The following is a 16,892-nucleotide window of genomic DNA, read 5'->3' as shown; positions in this document are numbered from 1 at the left end:
CCATGTCTGATCCTGATGCCTATGTCGCGCTGGTTGCGAGCCTGCCGAGTTCGGAGCGGCTGTTCGTGGCGAAGCGTCCACCGCTGTCGCGGTTGCGGTTGGAGCGGCGTTTGTCGGCGTTGACCGCGCGGGACGCGCAGATTTTGGCGCGCATCGAGGGGCTGCTCAGTTGGTCGGCTTATGATCGTGCGTCGGATTTGCGCACGCTTGTGGGCCGGGCCAAGGCGGTGATGGCCGATCTGCCGAACCGCACGTTACGCCGCATTGTTGATGAGCGGATGGAGCTGCGCACCGCCGTGGCCGCGTTGCGGATGCGGCACGGTGGGGCAGGGGCGCCCGAGGGGATTGGGGCTATGGCGTCTGGACCTCTCAGATCGCCGCGCATTGGCGCGACCCTGCCTTTGGCCTTGAGCGGTCGATGCCGTGGTTGCGGCGGGCCGGTCAGCTTTTGGAGGCGGGTGATCCGCTGGGGCTGCAGCGTCATTTGCTGGACGTCACCTTTCGCCAGCTGCAGCGCCATGCGGGGCGGCATCATTTCGATTTCGAGGCGGTGGTGATTTACGTGCTGAAGTGGAACATCTTTGACCGCTGGGCCAAGGCCGACAGCGTGGCCGCCGCACAGCGCTTTACCGAACTGACCGAAAGCGCGCTGCGGCAGTTTCCCCATTTGCAAGCCGAAGGAGCCCGCGCATGAGCGTTGCCGACATGGCCCTTAGTCCCGAGGACGAGGTCGCGACCGCCCGCATTGTCGCGGTGCAGGAGGGGTTGGTGCAGATCGAGGCGCTGGACAGGCCCGACGGAACGCCCGGCGCCCTGGTCAAGAACGAGATGGTGTTTGTTCTGCCCAGCCGTCTGGCCGCGGGCGGTCGGCAGGAGCGGTTGAAGGCCGAGATCCTGCGCGTGCGGGGCAATACCGCCGATGCGCAGGTGTACGAGAGCACGCAAGGCGTCGCCGTGGGCGATCCGGTGGTGCAGAGCGGGCAATTGCTGTCCGTGACGCTGGGGCCGGGGCTCTTGGGCCAGGTCTATGACGGGTTGCAGGCGCCGCTGAAGCAGGTGGCCAATGCCTATGGCATCTTTCTGCCGCGCGGGGCGGATGTGGATTCGCTGGACCGGGCGGCGAAATGGTCGTTTACCCCGTCGGTGAAGCTGGGGGACAAAGTGACCGCCGGACAGACCATCGGCACGGTGCCGGAGGGGCGGTTTGCGCACAGGATCATGCTGCCGTTCAACTGGACGGGCACATACACCGTGAATTGGGTGCAGAAGGGGGCCGTGACCGTCAACGATCCGGTCGCGCGCCTGACCTCGGACGGGGGGGAGGAACATGTGATCCCGCTGTCGCAGCGCTGGCCGGTGCGGCGGCCCATGGCGGGGGATCTGCTGAAGTCCGGGGCGGTGCGGCGGACGTTTCCCGACACGCCTGTGCTGACGTCGCAGCGGCTGATCGACACGTTCTTTCCCATCGCGCGGGGTGGGACGGCGTGCATTCCCGGCCCCTTTGGCGCGGGCAAGACCGTGCTGCAGAACCTGATCGCGCGCAATGCGCAGGTGGATATCGTGATCATTGTGGCCTGTGGCGAGCGGGCGGGCGAGGTGGTGGAGACCATCACGGAGTATCCGGAGATGACCGACCCGACCTCTGGCGGCAGCCTGATGGATCGCACGATCATCATCTGCAACACGTCGTCGATGCCCGTGGCCGCGCGGGAGGCGTCGATTTTCACCGGCATCACGCTGGGGGAGTATTACCGCCAGATGGGTCTGGATGTGCTGCTGATTGCCGACAGTACGTCCCGCTGGGCGCAAGCCATGCGAGAGACGAGCGGGCGGCTTGAGGAGATCCCCGGCGAGGAGGGGTTTCCCGCCTACCTCGAAAGCGCGATCAAGGGGCTTTATGAACGGGCCGGGGTGATCGAGGGCGTGGAGGGTGACAGCGGCAGTCTGACCATGATCGGGACGGTGTCGCCTGCGGGCGGGAACTTTGACGAGCCGGTGACGCAGGCGACTTTGTCGACGGTGAAGTGCTTTCTGGGCCTGTCGTCGGAGCGGGCGTACAAGCGGTTCTATCCGGCGGTGGACCCGCTGCTGTCCTGGTCGCGCTATCTGGATCAGATGGCCGACTGGTATGACCGCCATATCGAACCGGGCTGGACCGGCAAAGTGAAGGCGCTGCAGGGCCTGCTGGAGCGGGGCGAGCAGATCAGCCAGATGATGAAGGTCACGGGCGAAGAGGGCGTGACGCTTGAGGATTATGTGACCTATCAGAAGGCGCTGTTTGTCGACATGATCTTTCTGCAGCAGGATGCGTTCGATGAGGTGGACAGTTGTGCGCCGCTGGCGCGGCAGCAGCTTGTGTTCAAGGTGATGCAGCAGATTGTCGATGCGCCGATGGCGCTGGAGGACAAGGGTGCGATCCGGGCGTGGTTCACGGAAACCACGGGGCTGTTTAAGAACTTCCACTATGCGGCGGATGGGACGCCCGAATACAAATCGTTGCTGGCGCAGATCGAGGCCAGGATTGGAGCACTCTGATATTGCTGGGATGTAGGGGTTGGGACCCGTTTTTCCGGTTCATCAGCCCGGCGTTATCCGGGGCGGCGCGAATACACCACTTGGGCCGCCGCCTTGGGTGAGCCCGAACCGTCGGGAAACCGCTGAAGATGCAGCGTTTTTGTCAAGCGCACGCTCTGCCACGTTAAAATCGAGAGAGACCGTTCACACAATTCTGCTGGCCAACCAACCGCCACTCAAAGCCGCTGGAGCAACGTCAAAGATAAGGGCCGATCGTCCCACAGTGTGATATGTGGGATTGTTGGCGGGGCGCCGTGCGTATGAGATTGGAGAGCGCCGTTCGCGATCGTACCGACAATCGCTTTGAGGAAGGGGGGAAGTCTGGCCCGCGACTGCCGCAGCCACGCCACCGTTGCTGACCGCCCTGTCATAATGCTCAGCGCCGCATGCAATGTCGTCAACGTCTTTGTCCCGACTGAGCCGGCAACAGACGATGTTCAATGGACGTGGAGCAGTTGGACAGGTCCGCGCGATGGCGCCCTGCATGAGGTGCTTTGAGACGCAGAGGCTCCACGAGAATGTGTAGCAGTTCGGGGTCTTGGCGCGTGACAGCTATGGGCTGCTCTTTGATTTGTCGGATTCTTCGTTTCCGTGTTCGCTGGTCGGTGTTGCGAGCAATGAGCGTTCAGACGGCAGCCCCGTACTCAACCGTCTCCCAGCAGTTGATCGAGGATTGGTTGGTCGCGCTGAGGTCGCTCTGTCGCGCAGATCAATATACATCCTTGCTCAGGCGGTCGGGTTTACCGCTGGACGGTGACGCGCCCAAAGGACGGGTGACGCTGGATCAGATCGTTTGCCTTTACCGGATCGCCGCGGTTGAAACGTGTGATGAGATGATGGGCCTTTGGTCCCGTCCGATCCGGCCGCGCGCGCTCCAGCATTTGCTCACGTCTGTGCGCGAGGCCACGTCCTTGTCGTCTGCGCTTTATCGGTTCTCAAGGTTCTGGAACCTTCTTCTGGACGACTATCAGTTCGATTTGGTCAGGGCGGAAGGCACTCTCACGCTTGGATTGCTCCCGCTTGGCAAAGGCCCGTCACAAAGGTGAGCGGCCCGATCTGATTGGTCGAAGGTGAGTGTTAGTGCATCATTGGGCGGCGTTGGATGTCTCCTTTGGGCCGTCCATGACGGTACGCGCGGCCGCTGGCCCGTCGCAAGGTACAGCGAATAGATGAGGCGTTTTACGGCACTTTGAACCGTCACACGGCTGTGTCACGCGTGTTTAACGTTTCAATACATCACCCTGTTCAATGTGATGGAAATGGGCCGCCCAGCCTTGATCCGGGCACTGCCGCGGGCCAGCAGCCAGCCGTCGTCACGCTCCAGATGCGCAACGATCCGAAGGGTGGGCGACACCGATGTGCTTGCGAGCCATGTCAGCGGGAATTCGATCTGACGAGATTTACCGTCACTGTCGATGCTTACATTCTGGGCGCCAAGCCGCTTCTGGGCCGGGCGTGCCGTGTCTTCCATAAAAATCTCGATCCTGCCTGCTGGGATGATCTGTCCGCCTGCATAGGTCACGCCAGCGCGCGCGTCCTTTGCTTGGGCATGTGCTGTTCCGCCAAGCATGGCGGCCCCCGCCATGAGCATCCCGACAAACATTGTGCTGCGATTGAACCAGAGCCTCATTTCGGCATCTCCCTATCCGGTTTTGCCTTTTGCGGTTGTGTGACAAAAGGGTGCCAGCGCAACCCGGAAAGGGCGCGACGAAAGCGCCCTTTCCGTTGCGTGTCAGATGATGATGAAGTCGTCCGCCGACAGGTCCAGATTTCTATTCAGTTGCGCGAACCGGATCGCCTCACCGTCTCCTGAACCGTCATAATCGTAAGACAACACGCCATTTTCGGTGTTGTAGATGATGCGGTCATCGCCATCGCGCGCAACACCCATTGCACTGCTGTGGAATGCATCGAGGGACAGCGCGCCCGCGCCGCCTAATTCCTGGAAAATGAGACTGTCGAGAAGGATCAGATCCTCATTGGATTTGAAGTCCTTGATCCGGTCGACATTACCCTCGCCGAGTTTTGTTGAAAACCGGAAGGAGTCATCTCCCACTCCACCGGTGAGCGTGTCGGCCCGAGCCCGCCATCCAGCAGGTCGCTGCCCTTTCCACCGCGCAGCATATCGGCACCCGCAGCACCTGGTTCAGCGGGCGCGGGCGGGAAGTCGACCGAGACGTTGAGCGTATACTCCGAGCCTTCGGGCACGGCCTCTGTCCAGCCGCCTTCCTCGGAGTCTTCGGTCCAACTGCCTTGCAGGATGTAATAGGTGCCGGTCTCTTCGACGACGTAGACCGTACTCGAGTCTCGGATGGAGGTGGAGCCTGGGTCGCCACCGCCATCGTCATTCTCTGCCACGATGTCTCCATTGCTGTTCAGCAGCCGGATCCAACTGTCGTGTACGTTCGGATCGGCAATTCCATCAACGTCAATCGACAGGACCGTCCCGGCTGCAAGTTCAATGCTGTAATAGCCTCCTTGTCCATTCCCGGTGGCTTCGACGGTTGTGTGCAGGACAGTGGTCGAGTCGAAGATGTTGGGGTCTTCTTCGAGCGAAAAGTTGTCCGAAATGTCGAATGCAGTGGCGATTGAATTGTTCGTGGCGTCCGGTCCGAGCGTCACGTAGCCCGTTCCCATACCCGGTGTTGGCAGCATGTCGCCCTGATAGGCGAAATCGCCGAGCAGGGTGTCATCTCCGTTACCACCACGCAGCGTATCGTCGCCGCCCTGTCCCGTCAGGACATTTGCGGCCTGGTTCCCCTTGATCAGATCATCGAAGCCGGAACCGGACAGGTTTTCGATCGAGACGTAGGTGTCGTCCTCGGATGCGTCGCGACGCAGATCAAGCCGGACCCCGCTGGCCGCTTCGGAATAGTCCGCCGTGTCGCTGCCAGCGCCCCCATCCAGCAGATCGCTGCCACCGCCGCCGGTCAGCGTGTCATCGCCTGCCCCGGCAGACAGCCCGTTCATCTGGTCGTCGCCAATCAGCCAGTCATCGTGAAACGAGCCCTGCACGTTTTCGAAGCCGACGAGGATATCGTGCTTGATCGTTGTACCGCGACCGACGATCTGGACGGGGCCATCGGCATCGCCGCCGGTGGCCGTGCCGTTGGCAAGGTCGACTGTCACGCCGCTTGAGCTGCCCCTGTAGACAACCGTATCAATGCCATCGCCGCCGTCCAGATAGTCCTGACCGGCGCCGCCGATGATCACGTCGTCGCCGCCCTCACCGTAAAGAATGTCACCGTCTCTGCCGCCATCCAGCGTGTCGTTGCCCGCGCGACCGTTGAACACGTCTCCGCCGCCCTGACCGATGAAGTGGTTGGCTGCGGAGGTTCCGATAAAGCGGTCGATCCGGTCATCGGATCCAATCAGCCCCTCGATGCTGTAGAAGGTGTCGCCCGATGCGGTGCCGCCATTGGCAAAGTTGGTTTCGAGATTGACGATCAGCTGAAACGGGCTTTCGCGACTGAAATCAACGGTGTCGCTGCCCGACCCGCCCCTGAAGATATCGACGCCCGCCTGACCGCTCAACACGTCATCACCGTCACCACCATCAAGCAGGTCGTCGCCCTGACCGCCCAGAATGGTGTCGTTGCCGTCGCCACCATAAAGCGCGTCGTTGCCATCGTCGCTTTCGGTCTGGTCTTCGAGGTCCTCGATGGCGATGGTGTTGTTGATGTCGCGGCTCTCGAGCGAGTCCGTCCCGCCGATGAGGATGTCGTCGCCGCCAAGTCCGAAGATGGTGTTGTCGCCTGCGCCGCCGTCGATCATCTCGTCGGTGTCGTCGCCGAATATGATGTTGGTCAACGTGTTGTCGCCGGGCGTGGATGCGGTGTTGCCATCTGTCTCTTGCAGCTCTGCGAGTGTGCTGTCGACGTAGATGATGTTTTCGACATTGGCGATGTTGCCGATTTCCAGGTCTCGGGACATCACGATGACAGTGTCGTTGCCGCCTCCCATCTCTTCGCGGACCACGTCGTCGAGCGAATCCACGAAATAGGTGTCGTCGCCGTCTCCCCCGGCCATCCGGTCGCCGCCGCCGCGGCCATCCAGCACGTTGTCGCCGTCATTGCCAATCAGAATGTCGTCGTATTGGCTGCCGATCCCGTTCTCGATGTAGTATTCGGTTTCGTCCTCATTGTGGCCCGCAAAGATGGACACGTTGTTGTTGTGGCCGTTCACGCTGGAAAACTGCCCGGCGCGCATGTCGAGGATCGTGCCCGCGATGGAGCCGGAAAAGTCCATCGTATCGGTGCCACCGGTGTCGTGGATGACAAAGCCGATATCGCGCGTCATCCCGGTCGAGGTCAGTTCGTAGCCGTATTTCGTGCTGTTGAAGCCGTAGACATCGTCGCCCGTGTTCAGGTTGATCGTCTGATAGGTCCGCACGCCGTCTTCATCGACGGTCGAGAAGTAGGTGCGAATGACCGCCTCGATATCGCCCATGAGCGGGGTGGCCGCGGACCAGCGCGTGTCTTCGCCCACGTCGATCCCATCGAAATAAGACATGACGCTGTATTGTTGGCGGTCATAGGTCCATGTGGCGTTGTTGAGATAGTTGATCTGAACGCCGCCGGGGCCACTGTAGTTGTAGAGCCCGGGATGGTTCAGCCCGAATTCGTGGCCATATTCATGAATGAACGTGTCAAAGACGTAGCCGCCGATATCGGTCAGGTTCGGTTCGGTGTCGTGGAACCGCTGCCCGACGCTGATGTAGCGGTCGCTGGAAAAGGCGCTGCCGTCAAACTGTTCGCCGATTTCCGGGCTGACGACCTGCATCCAGTCCGTTTCTTCGTCATAGGGCGTGTCATCGACAATCTCGAACTCGAGCGGCGTGACGGCTGCCCACATCTCGAGCGCGCCAACGGCGGCTTCCAGGTAACCGGGGTGGTTGCTGAGTTCCGATACGTTGATCCGAAGCGGTTCGGCGGCAATCTCGGGTGTCAGACTGCGCGGCAGTGCGCCCAGATAGTCGAGATAGGCTTCGTAATCTTCGCTTTTGCCAAAAGGATTGTCCGGCGTCTGGTCGTTGACCCACCAGGCGTCTTCGGCTGTATCTGTGCTGATGTGTGCGCTGGCAGCGGGTTGGTCGGATCCCTCGGCGATGGGTGTGTCGCGTCCCCTGGATGTTGCGGTTGTGTCCGTGGCTTCGGTGGTCTCACCCGCCTCGACAGGATTTGGGCTGATCTCATCCAGCGCCGCGAGAACGGCCAAGGTCGGTGTCAGGGTCATCGCCTCGCCCAAGCCGACCTGCAGACCGGTCTGTTGCGCTCCGATTTTTCCGAATGAAGCTTCTTGTTCGGGGCCGTAGCCCAGTTGGCACATCATGCACATCTTCAGTTTATCCTTTCGCGGAGATGCCGGTGCCGTCAGGTCCGATCACCGAGGAGAACGCGCGATGGTCAGTGGCTGATGCTGATCACGCCGGAAATGACAGGCATCTCTGTATTTGAGGGTGTTTGAGGCGGCCAATCGAAGCCGCGCCGGGTCATCTTTGGGGACTCCTCTACTGGCGACCGTATTTCACTACGATCGTTCACGATTGGCGGCGCCCGTAGTCTACGGACGTCGGGTTGGCTGGTTTCGGGAGCAAAGAGTTGGCTAAAAATTTGACACCTTCATCCTTGGAGGATGCAGTGCTTCTTGTGTGCAGAACTTCTACCTATGCTTGCACCATTAAGATTTGGCCATTCAGTTCAACTGTAAATTTCCTTCGCCGCGGTATCGGCGAAATCTGGCTTGAAAACCGACATTTAGGTGGAGTGGGACTGCCTCATTCTTAAGCCTGAACCAGATTGGCAGTGTGACGCGCGCGCTCGGGTGTTGGGGAAAGGCACGTCCGAAGCACCGAAGTGGCCGGCCATGTTCTGTGCAAGGTTCCATGACGCTGGACGCTCTTGTTAAGCAGGACGCTCTTTCACCTTCGTTGACGTGCAGGAAGGTTTGACCCGCGGGAAAGACAGAGATGTCCGGAGGTCTTGAAATATCTTGGTCGCGGGGCATCAACATGACGAAGGGTATGTATCTGTCGTGCTTTCATTCACCTTTGGGCCAACTCACTCACTGGCGGGCATAACGTTGCCGAGTTGCCGTGAATTTTACATAATCCTCCTTACGCCGCGTCTCGCGACGGAAGATCGGACGGTTGCTCATGCCCATGGCGACGGGTTGATATCTGGCTCCAGTCCCACACATCGCGCCTTTGCCGCGCGACTTGCAGTCACAGCCATGCCCCGTCTGACAGACAGATCCCTCTTCCAACGGCCCGCTTCTCCATTTCCGGAGCCTGTGACGCCACTCTGTTCGAGCCAGTATGCGTGACAGGCAGGATAGAGATCCGATCCCGCCAAAAGACGTTTGTTTCGCGGTTAGAGCGGGGATTTGCCGATTTTGACGCAGGCCATGCGCCAACGGTCCGATCACCTTGTTTCCAAGCCCATCGCAGGCGGATTTTGGCAGTACCCTGCCGCTGTTTCGGCAGAACCGCGCCTGATCTGACGCGCCAAATTGATGGTGGATCACGCGTCTCTATACATTCTGCAACAGTTTATCACCTGAAACACAATATGTGAGCGCGGTAAGGCACCCAGATGACATTTATTGATCGCACATCCGCCAGAGTATCGGCACATCAAAGCAAAGCGGCACGCAGTGCTGTCGCGCAACCGTCACGGCGCGCCGTGCTTGCAGGGTCGGCAGCGCTTTTGACCGTTGGCCTGTGGACCAGCGCGCGGTCCGGGGCGGCGGCGGCTGACGGCCCCATGACGTTTGAACGGCTGGTCGAGAAGGCGCGCAATGCCGCCAATCAGCCCTATGCGCCTGTCGAAATTCCGGCGCCGGACCTGATCGAGCGGGTCAATTACAGTGCCCATTGGCAGATCCAGTTTCGCCCCGATGCCACGCTGTATGTGGGCCGCAACAAGGCGCCTGTGCAGCTTTTTCATCCGGGCCGTTTCTTTCCTGAACCGGTCAAGATTTACATCCGGGACGAGGCGGGCACCGCCCATGAGGTTCCTTTTGTCCGCGACTTCTTTTCCATGCCAGAGGATAACCCTGCCTTTGATCTGCCCGAAGGGTACGGGTTTGCCGGATTTCGCGTCATGCGTCCTGGGCTTGAGCCGGACTGGATCTCGTTCCTTGGTGCCTCTTACTTCCGCACCGATGGGCCCGAGGCGCAATACGGGCTGTCGATGCGGGGCATTGCCGTCAACACCGGGTTGGACGTGCCCGAAGAGTTCCCGCGCTTTACCGCCTTCTGGCTTGGGCCGCCCGAGAAGGACGACGAGGAGCTGTCGATCTGGGCCGAACTGGATGGTCCTTCGGTCACGGGTGCCTACCGCTTTGGCGTTGTGCGCAACGCGGCCTATGGCGGGCACCTGACGCGCATCTCGGCCCATCTGTTTCTGCGCGAGGATGTGCAGCGGCTGGGCGTTGCGCCCTTGACCAGCATGTACTGGTATTCCGAGCGTGACCGCGCCGGCGGCGATGACTGGCGCCCGGAGATCCATGACAGCGACGGTCTGTCCATGGCTGCGGGCAGTGGCGAGCGGCTGTGGCGCCCGCTGAGCAACCCGAAACATGTCACCACGTCGAGTTTCATGGATCAGAACCCGCGGGGCTTTGGCTTGATCCAGCGCGACCGCAAATTTGAGAACTACCAGGATGACGGTGTGTTCTACAATCGCCGCCCGTCGGCCTGGGTGAAGCCCGTGGGCGATTGGGGGCCGGGCCAGGTGCAGCTGTTCCTGATCCCGACCACCGACGAGACCTTTGACAATGTGGTGGCCTATTGGGTGCCGGAGGGTCCGACCGAGAAGGGGGCGGAGTTCCGGTTCGACTATGACATCCAGTGGCGCGCGCGCGATCCGCAGCCGGATGGCGTGGCCTGGGTCAAGGCCACCCGCCAGGGTGAGGGCGGTGTGCCCGGTGATCCGCTGCCCGAAGGTGTGGCCAAGATGGTTGTCGATTTCGAGGGCCCCTCACTGACCGGGCTGGATCGTGACAGCGGCGTCGTGCCGGTCATCGACGCATTGAACGGCCGGATTGTTGAGCCGATTGACGCCTATCCGGTCGTTGGCACGAACCACTGGCGCCTGATGTTTGATTTCGAACAGACGGGGCCGGAACCTGTCAGCCTGCGCGCTTATCTGCAGCACCGTGACCGGGCGCTGACCGAGACATGGTTGACCGATGCCTGGGTCGAGAAGGGTCAGGGCTGAGCGCCCTGCCCCCTCCTAGCTGCTGCGCGGTCCCACGGGTCGTCTGATCACGGCCTTCGGTGTGGGGCGTCGTTGGTAGAGCGACCAGGATCCTGTGTCGCGCGTCAACTCGAAGTGTTCTTCGAGATATGCGCCGTAGATCTGTTGCATTTTCTGTGTCGTGCCCTCGGCCACCGGGTGTTTCGGGATCATCACGACATCAACACCGCTCAGCATCTCCTGGGCGGGCAAATGGACGCGGAGGTCAAAGTTGCGATTGTCGTGCATCCACGCGTTTCCGCCCTCTTGCGGTGGCAGCCCCGCGAGCGATGCGAAGGGGCTGACAAAGTCCATCACCAGCACGCGCGAGGTGCCCGGATTTTCAAGTGAGGCCAGCAAGGCGGCGCCGCTGCCCAGGCTTTGGGCGTATCGTTCGTAGAACTCGAACTGACCCCGGTTGAAGACGTTGACGATCCGGACATCGGTTCCGTTCGGCGTCTCGAGCGCAACACCGGCGCGGGTGCTGGCCATGACGGCATGTACGCCGATCGCGGTCGCCGAGGACAGGGCGATCGGCATCAGCAGCACCCCCACCGCAAGCGGCGCGCCCCGCAGGACGCTGTGCATCGTCCGTGAGGCCACCATGTGTTGATGGCGTAACAGGATTTCTGCGGCAACGGCACCGCCCACCAGCATGGTGACGATGCCGACATGCTGGAAATTCTGATTGAGCAGCGCAAAGCCCGCGGCCCCGCACAGAAAATAGAAGAGCGCGTCTGTGATCCGGGGCTGGTGCCAAAGGGCGAGGCCCGCAATCAGCGCAAAGACGGCGTATTCGCCCGACACCCGAAGGAAGGACCGAACGTAGATATAGGATTCGATGACGCCGCTGACCCTGGTCGCCTCGATCAGATCCGCGATGTGCATCCGCGTTCCGCCCCAGACGATTTCGACAAGCAGCCCTATGCCGATGCACAGGGCGATGGCGGACCCAGCCCATCGCCGCTGCGCCGGTTGCAGGAGCAGCAGCACCAGAAAGCACAGGGCCACGACGCCATAGGTCATCTTTGTATAGACCAGCAGCATTGTCAGCGTCGCCGCCGCTGCGGCATCGCGCCAGCCCTGCCAGCGCACCGTGCGTTCCGGATGCAGGTGCAGGACCAGCAGAATGCCCAGCAGGACCCAGCCGATCCGGTTGTAGAACATCGCAAAGGAGATCTTGGACGGGATCTCGCCCGTGTTCATGGGGGTGGCGAGCAGGAGGACGAGGAAGATGGCCAGCGGCACACCGATCAGCGGACGCAGCCGCGTGCCCAGTACGTGGATCATGATCGGGGCCGTCACCAGCATCAGCGCGGCCATGCCCACCGGCATCGCCATGCCCAGCCGGTCGGTCATCCAGTATCCCAAACCCGGAAGGTAGTAGTTGAGCGGACCGAGGGCCGTGTGAAAATCCTGGTTCGGCACCTGCCCGTTCACGACGCGGTAGGCCCCGTCGAGGAAGATCAGGATGTCGTTGAAATACATTGACGAGGCCGTCACGCCGGGCAGCACCAGCAGTGCGCCGCAGATCAGGGTGGTGGCCCATGTTGCGACGGCAACTGGGGACATCATTTGGGTTATGCGTGGCATGCGAGACCCCTCACAGGCTGAGCTTTTTGAAGATGGTTTCAGGAATGGCGCGGATGATGAACATGATCAGGCGCCAGATGCCCAACACGTAAACGACATCCGAGGGCCGGGTTTCCAGTGCGGCGATGCGGTCGGCGACCGCATCGGGCTCTGCCGTAAGTGGGCCGATCAGGTCCATGTCGGCGGTCATGCTGGTCCGCACGAAGCCCGGTTTGACGGTTGCGACGTGGACATCGGTTTTGCCCAGCCGGTTGCGCAGGCCCGACAGGTACGCGGTGAACCCGGCCTTGGCTGCGCCGTAGACATAGTTCGATGCGCGGCCCCGGTCGCCTGCGACCGAGCTGACGCCGACGATCAGGCCGTGCCCGCGTGCGGCAAAGCGCGCGGCGACCATTTCAAGGAGCAGCGCGGGCCCTTCGAAATTCGTGCGCATCACCGTTGTCGCGTGATCTGTGTCTTCCTGTGCGCGGGATTGATCGCCCAGCATGCCCACGACACAAACGACGGTGTCGGGCAGCGTGTCGAGCCCGTCCAGAAACCCCTCGAAGCTGCCCGTGTCGAGGATGTCGAGGTGCTGGACCGCCACCTGGTGTGCGCCGCTGCGGGTGCGGATGTCGTCGGCGTTGCGTTCAGCCCCCTCAGCATCGCGGGCGGCAAGTGTCACCGTCCAGCCGCGTGCGGCGTAGGTTGCGGCCACCGCCCGTCCGATATCCGAGGTGCCGCCCACCAAAAGCAGGCCTTTCGGCGCAGAATGTCCGTCAGGGTCCGTCATAGTCCAAGTCTTTCCGATAGTTTTGAGGCCATCCGGCCTGTGGCGCCGATGTCATTCCTGAGTTGGCGAAACAGGTCGAGATTGAGGTATCCCGCAGCAAAGGTATCGCGGGACTGGGTGGCGTCCTTGGCCAAGTACAGGCGCCCGTCCGCGGCAACGACCAGCGCGTCGATCTCGGCCAGCAGCGGCATGAGCCCGTCGCTGAAGGGCATATCGAGGGCGAGTGTCAGCCCCTCCATCGGGAAGGACATGAGGCCGGAGCCAGGTGCCAGCCGCTTGAGGACGGCGAGGAACGACCCTGCCCCGTGGCTGGAGATCCGTTCGAGGATGTCGGACACCACGCCTTCGGCTTGCGCCATTGGAATGACGCACTGGTGCTGCACGAACCCGCGCCGCCCGTAGATGCGGTTCCAGTGGGCAATGCCGTCAAGGGGGAAGAAGTAGCTGTCCCAAGGGACTGTGGTTGTTTGCCCCGCCTTGCGCGCCCCGGTGCGGTAGTAAAGCTCGTTGAAGGCGCGGACCGTCATGCCGTTGAGCAGCCAGCCCGGCATGTCCATAGGCACGGCGAGGCGGCCATTGGTGGACGGTGGGAATTTTACATCCCCCCACGGCAGATCGTCGGCCGTCGCGTGCTCCCCTTCGAGGATCAGCGACCGGCCCAGCGAAGCGCCACGGGCCAGAACGTCGATCCATGCGACGGTGTATGTGGCATTTGCGGTTTGGCTGAGCAGGGTCACGGCCTCGCTCAGATTGCGCGCCACATGCGTCGTTTGGCGGATCCAGCCCGTTTCGACCTGCTTGAGCCGGAACCCTGCGGACAGGATGGTGCCCGTCAGCCCCATGCCACCGATGGTGGCCTTGAAAAGATCCGCGTGTTCGTGCGGGCTGCACCGCATCACCCGACCGTCGGGCAACGCCAGCATCAGCCATGCGACATGATCCCCGAAGGTGCCGTGGATATGCTGGTTCTTTCCGTGCACGTCCGAGGCGATCATGCCGCCCACGGTGACAAAGCGGGTGCCGGGGACAGCGCAGGGAAAGTAGCCCTGTGGCAGAAAGGTTGCGATGATGTCGGCGAGCGGCACGCCCGCCTCGACCGCGAGGATGCCGGTTTGGGGGTCGAAGGACTGCATCCGGTTGAGGCCGGTGGCGTCAATGGTGTTGTCGCGCCCGATGGCGGCATCGCCATAGGACCGCCCGAGCCCCCGCGCGGTCACGCCCGGCATAGTTGCGGTCGCCGTGGCCGCCGGCCCCATGTCCCGTGCGGTGCCAAGCGGGCCGGAAAGGCGGGGATACCGGCCCCAACCGCTCAGATCCTTCACACCGTCGCCTCGCGGAACACGTGACGGCGGTCGAGCCAGAATTTGAGGACGTAGCCGATGCTGAGACCGATGACGGCACCAAGGTACTTGGCGAAATCGGTCTGCCAGATGGTGTAGAAGCCCAGTTCGAACGACCAGAAGATCAACGTTGTCGCCACGCTGAAGAGGCCCGACAGGGTGATGCGCTGCGCCTCGCCCTTCGGCGACGTGTATGCCTCGCGGAAGGTCCATGTCTTGTCGATGACGTATTTCATGAAGAAGCCGACGAGCGTGCCAACGATGATGGAGACCATGAGGTGTGCGGTGGGCAGGCCCTGCACCGTTGCCTCCTGCGCCAAGAGGTTGGCGAGCACGGACAGGACGGCGGTAACGGCGTAGCGCACAATTGGGTGACCTTCGGACAGGGACTTGAACATGGGGCGCCTGTCAGATGGCCAGCACGAAGACGGCCAGCATGGCAAGGCCGCTGATCCGGCTCATCGGGTCTTTGATGGCAAAGACCACTGGATCGTCCTGCATCTGTCGCCGCTGGGCAAGGATCAGGGCGCGGCCGATCCAGTAAGTCATGATGGGGCACGCGAGCAGCAGGATTTCCGGGTTGCTGTAGAGTTGCGTGACCGTGTGACCGGATACATAGAGCGCGAGGACCGTGACCGCGTTGAACCCGGCAGCAGCGGACAGGGCTGCGATCATGCCAAGGTCGACATTCTCATAGTCCCGGTTGTCGGGTGAGGCGCGGTCGGCGTCCGCGCAGGCTGTCAGTTCCACAAAGCGTTTCATCAGCGCCAGCGAGACGAAGATCGAGAGTGCAAAGACGATCAACCAGGACGACAGCGTCACCCCGACCGCTACCCCACCGCCCAGAAGCCGCATGGTGTAGAGCCCGGCGAGGGTGAGCACATCCACCAGAAGTATTGCCTTGAGATAGAAGGAATAGGCCGTCGTCATTGCGAAATAGAGCAGAAGCACCAAGGCAAAGGCCGATGAGATCGACAGCGCAAGCACGCTGGCGAGGATGAGCAGGATGGGCACGGCCACCATCGCGTGGATCAGCGGAATGTCCCCGCGCGCCAGCGGGCGGTTGCGCTTGGTCCTGTGGGCCCGGTCCTCTTGCAGATCGACGAGGTCATTGAGGATGTAGCAGGCAGACGCCGCCAGGCAGAACGCGATAGCGGCCACGATCGTCACGAACAGGTTTTGAAAGCTGAGCGCGTGCGCGGCGATCATCGGCACGAACAGAAGCGCATTCTTGGCGTATTGGTGCACGCGGAATTGCCGGGCCCAATCGCGCAGGGTTGCGCCGCGGTCCTCGATGAACTGGGCGTGCGGGGCCATCTTGCGCAGGCGCGCGGCCACGCTGTGGGGCGTGCGAATGGCAATCGGTTGTCGGGCGTGTTCCCAAACCGGCAGGTCGGCGGCGGCGTTGCCGACATAGTCGAAACCCTTGTCGCCGAACTCCTTCACCAGCCGCTCGGCCTTGGCCCGGCCCGATAGGTTCACGGTGGAGGTGGTGGCGAAATAGCCGGTGAAGATGCCCAGGTGATCCGCGACCGCCTTGACCAGATCCTCGTGCGAGCCTGACGCCAGATAGACCGAGCGCCCGGCAAGCTGCGCCAGTCGGATCATCGACAGGATCGTCTTGTCATATGGCAGGGTGTCGGGCGCGCAATCAGTACCGGCGCACAGGTAGTGCTTTAGCGGCGCCTTGCCCGCGTTCCATGCGCCCAGCATACCAAAGACCGATCCGGGGTGGCGTCCAAGACGCCGAAAGGCGGTTTCGACCAGCAGGTCGGAGCGGAGCAATGTGCCATCGAGATCCACCACAAGCGGCGTGTCCACGGCCGTTTCGAGGTCCGGCAGGTTCGGATGCACCGTCGTGGTGTCATCCGCCGCGGCGGTGTCGCGGGCGTTGCCCTGTACCTCTGTCAGGTCAGAGTTTGAAAGGCTGTCGACATGGTTTTTGACCGTCATGCGCGTATCTTTCTCTGGGTTCTGTTCCCGTCTCGGGCCGTTTGATCACGTGTCGGCGGTGACGCCGTGCACCCTCGTCCTGGTTCTGCATCCTGACCCGCGGCGGGACATGCACCCTGCATGTCCACCCGATGTGACGCATGTGCCGAAGGCGGCTGTCGTGCCCGCCGCGGCACCGTGTCTGCAAAAGTAAAACCGTTGCAAATCTGTTCCAAATGCCTGTTGAGCATCGGCAGGGATGCGCCCAATTGATGGGATCATCGGCGGCAGAAGGCCGGAAAACATACTGCAAATGCAGTGCCGCTGGCCGACCACATTGCTTACGCGGCACACCAAACCTTATCTAAACTGAGCCGTTTCAGGAATCGCCGTAGGTGCGGCTTGACGGGCCCGTACCGTCCGCCGACGGGTCGTTCGGGG

At 61.9% G+C, this 16,892-nt stretch carries 11 protein-coding genes and 1 pseudogene; 5 read left to right on the top strand and 7 right to left on the bottom strand.

All coding sequences use genetic code 11. The features are described 5' to 3' along the window. Window positions 1-2 precede the first annotated feature (2 nt). The 4 genes from BWR18_RS21825 (at window position 3) to BWR18_RS19515 (ending at window position 3,620) form a co-directional block, all read left to right on the top strand. Window positions 3-557: a hypothetical protein gene (locus BWR18_RS21825; RefSeq protein ID WP_157598944.1), complete on the top strand. Its 555-nt coding sequence runs from the start codon at window positions 3-5 to the stop codon at window positions 555-557. 5 nt (window positions 558-562) lie between these two features. Then, window positions 563-694: a hypothetical protein gene (locus BWR18_RS22305; RefSeq protein ID WP_302622834.1), complete on the top strand. Its 132-nt coding sequence runs from the start codon at window positions 563-565 to the stop codon at window positions 692-694. After that, the gene (locus BWR18_RS19520) at window positions 691-2,535 is read left to right on the top strand and encodes a V-type ATP synthase subunit A (RefSeq protein ID WP_254685003.1); all 1,845 of its coding nucleotides are present in this window, start codon (window positions 691-693) and stop codon (window positions 2,533-2,535) included. The genes BWR18_RS22305 and BWR18_RS19520 overlap by 4 nt, the downstream gene beginning before the upstream one ends. A 557-nt stretch (window positions 2,536-3,092) precedes the next feature. After that, window positions 3,093-3,620, top strand: coding sequence for an AraC family transcriptional regulator ligand-binding domain-containing protein (locus BWR18_RS19515; RefSeq protein ID WP_438873651.1), 528 nt, complete (start codon window positions 3,093-3,095; stop codon window positions 3,618-3,620). A gap of 182 nt (window positions 3,621-3,802) precedes the next feature. Here the strand turns inward: BWR18_RS19515 and BWR18_RS19510 are convergent, their stop codons facing one another. Then, window positions 3,803-4,204 (bottom strand): hypothetical protein, encoded by a 402-nt coding sequence (locus BWR18_RS19510; protein WP_076630499.1) that lies wholly within the window; start codon window positions 4,202-4,204, stop codon window positions 3,803-3,805. Between the two features lie 102 nt (window positions 4,205-4,306). Next, window positions 4,307-7,428, bottom strand: a pseudogene (locus BWR18_RS19505) (M10 family metallopeptidase C-terminal domain-containing protein). A 1,910-nt stretch (window positions 7,429-9,338) separates the two neighbouring features. On the opposite strand from BWR18_RS19505, the gene BWR18_RS19500 reads away from it, so the two are divergent. Further along, window positions 9,339-10,796, top strand: coding sequence for a glucan biosynthesis protein (locus BWR18_RS19500; protein ID WP_083957929.1), 1,458 nt, complete (start codon window positions 9,339-9,341; stop codon window positions 10,794-10,796). A 15-nt stretch (window positions 10,797-10,811) separates the two neighbouring features. On the opposite strand, the gene BWR18_RS19495 is transcribed toward BWR18_RS19500, so the two are convergent. From BWR18_RS19495 to BWR18_RS19475, 5 genes are read right to left on the bottom strand one after another with little or no spacing between them, the layout of a single operon-like run. Next, window positions 10,812-12,407 carry a hypothetical protein gene (locus BWR18_RS19495; RefSeq protein ID WP_157598940.1) on the bottom strand — a complete coding sequence of 532 codons (1,596 nt, stop codon included), beginning with the start codon at window positions 12,405-12,407 and terminating at the stop codon, window positions 10,812-10,814. A 10-nt stretch (window positions 12,408-12,417) separates the two neighbouring features. Next, window positions 12,418-13,179 (bottom strand): SDR family oxidoreductase, encoded by a 762-nt coding sequence (locus BWR18_RS19490; protein WP_076630496.1) that lies wholly within the window; start codon window positions 13,177-13,179, stop codon window positions 12,418-12,420. After that, window positions 13,176-14,501, bottom strand: coding sequence for an FAD-binding oxidoreductase (locus tag BWR18_RS19485; protein ID WP_254685009.1), 1,326 nt, complete (start codon window positions 14,499-14,501; stop codon window positions 13,176-13,178). Before BWR18_RS19485 ends, BWR18_RS19490 begins: the two co-directional genes overlap by 4 nt. Continuing rightward, window positions 14,498-14,917: a GtrA family protein gene (locus BWR18_RS21820; protein ID WP_076630495.1), complete on the bottom strand. Its 420-nt coding sequence runs from the start codon at window positions 14,915-14,917 to the stop codon at window positions 14,498-14,500. The genes BWR18_RS19485 and BWR18_RS21820 overlap by 4 nt, the downstream gene beginning before the upstream one ends. 10 nt (window positions 14,918-14,927) lie before the next feature. After that, the gene (locus BWR18_RS19475) at window positions 14,928-16,472 is read right to left on the bottom strand and encodes a UbiA family prenyltransferase (protein ID WP_083957920.1); all 1,545 of its coding nucleotides are present in this window, start codon (window positions 16,470-16,472) and stop codon (window positions 14,928-14,930) included. Window positions 16,473-16,892: the final 420 nt, after the last annotated feature.

This window comes from Tateyamaria omphalii, from assembly GCF_001969365.1.
Classification (GTDB): domain Bacteria; phylum Pseudomonadota; class Alphaproteobacteria; order Rhodobacterales; family Rhodobacteraceae; genus Tateyamaria; species Tateyamaria omphalii_A.
The sequence above is the reverse complement of the archived record's forward strand: the minus strand, read 5'-3'. Positions and strand labels throughout refer to the sequence as shown.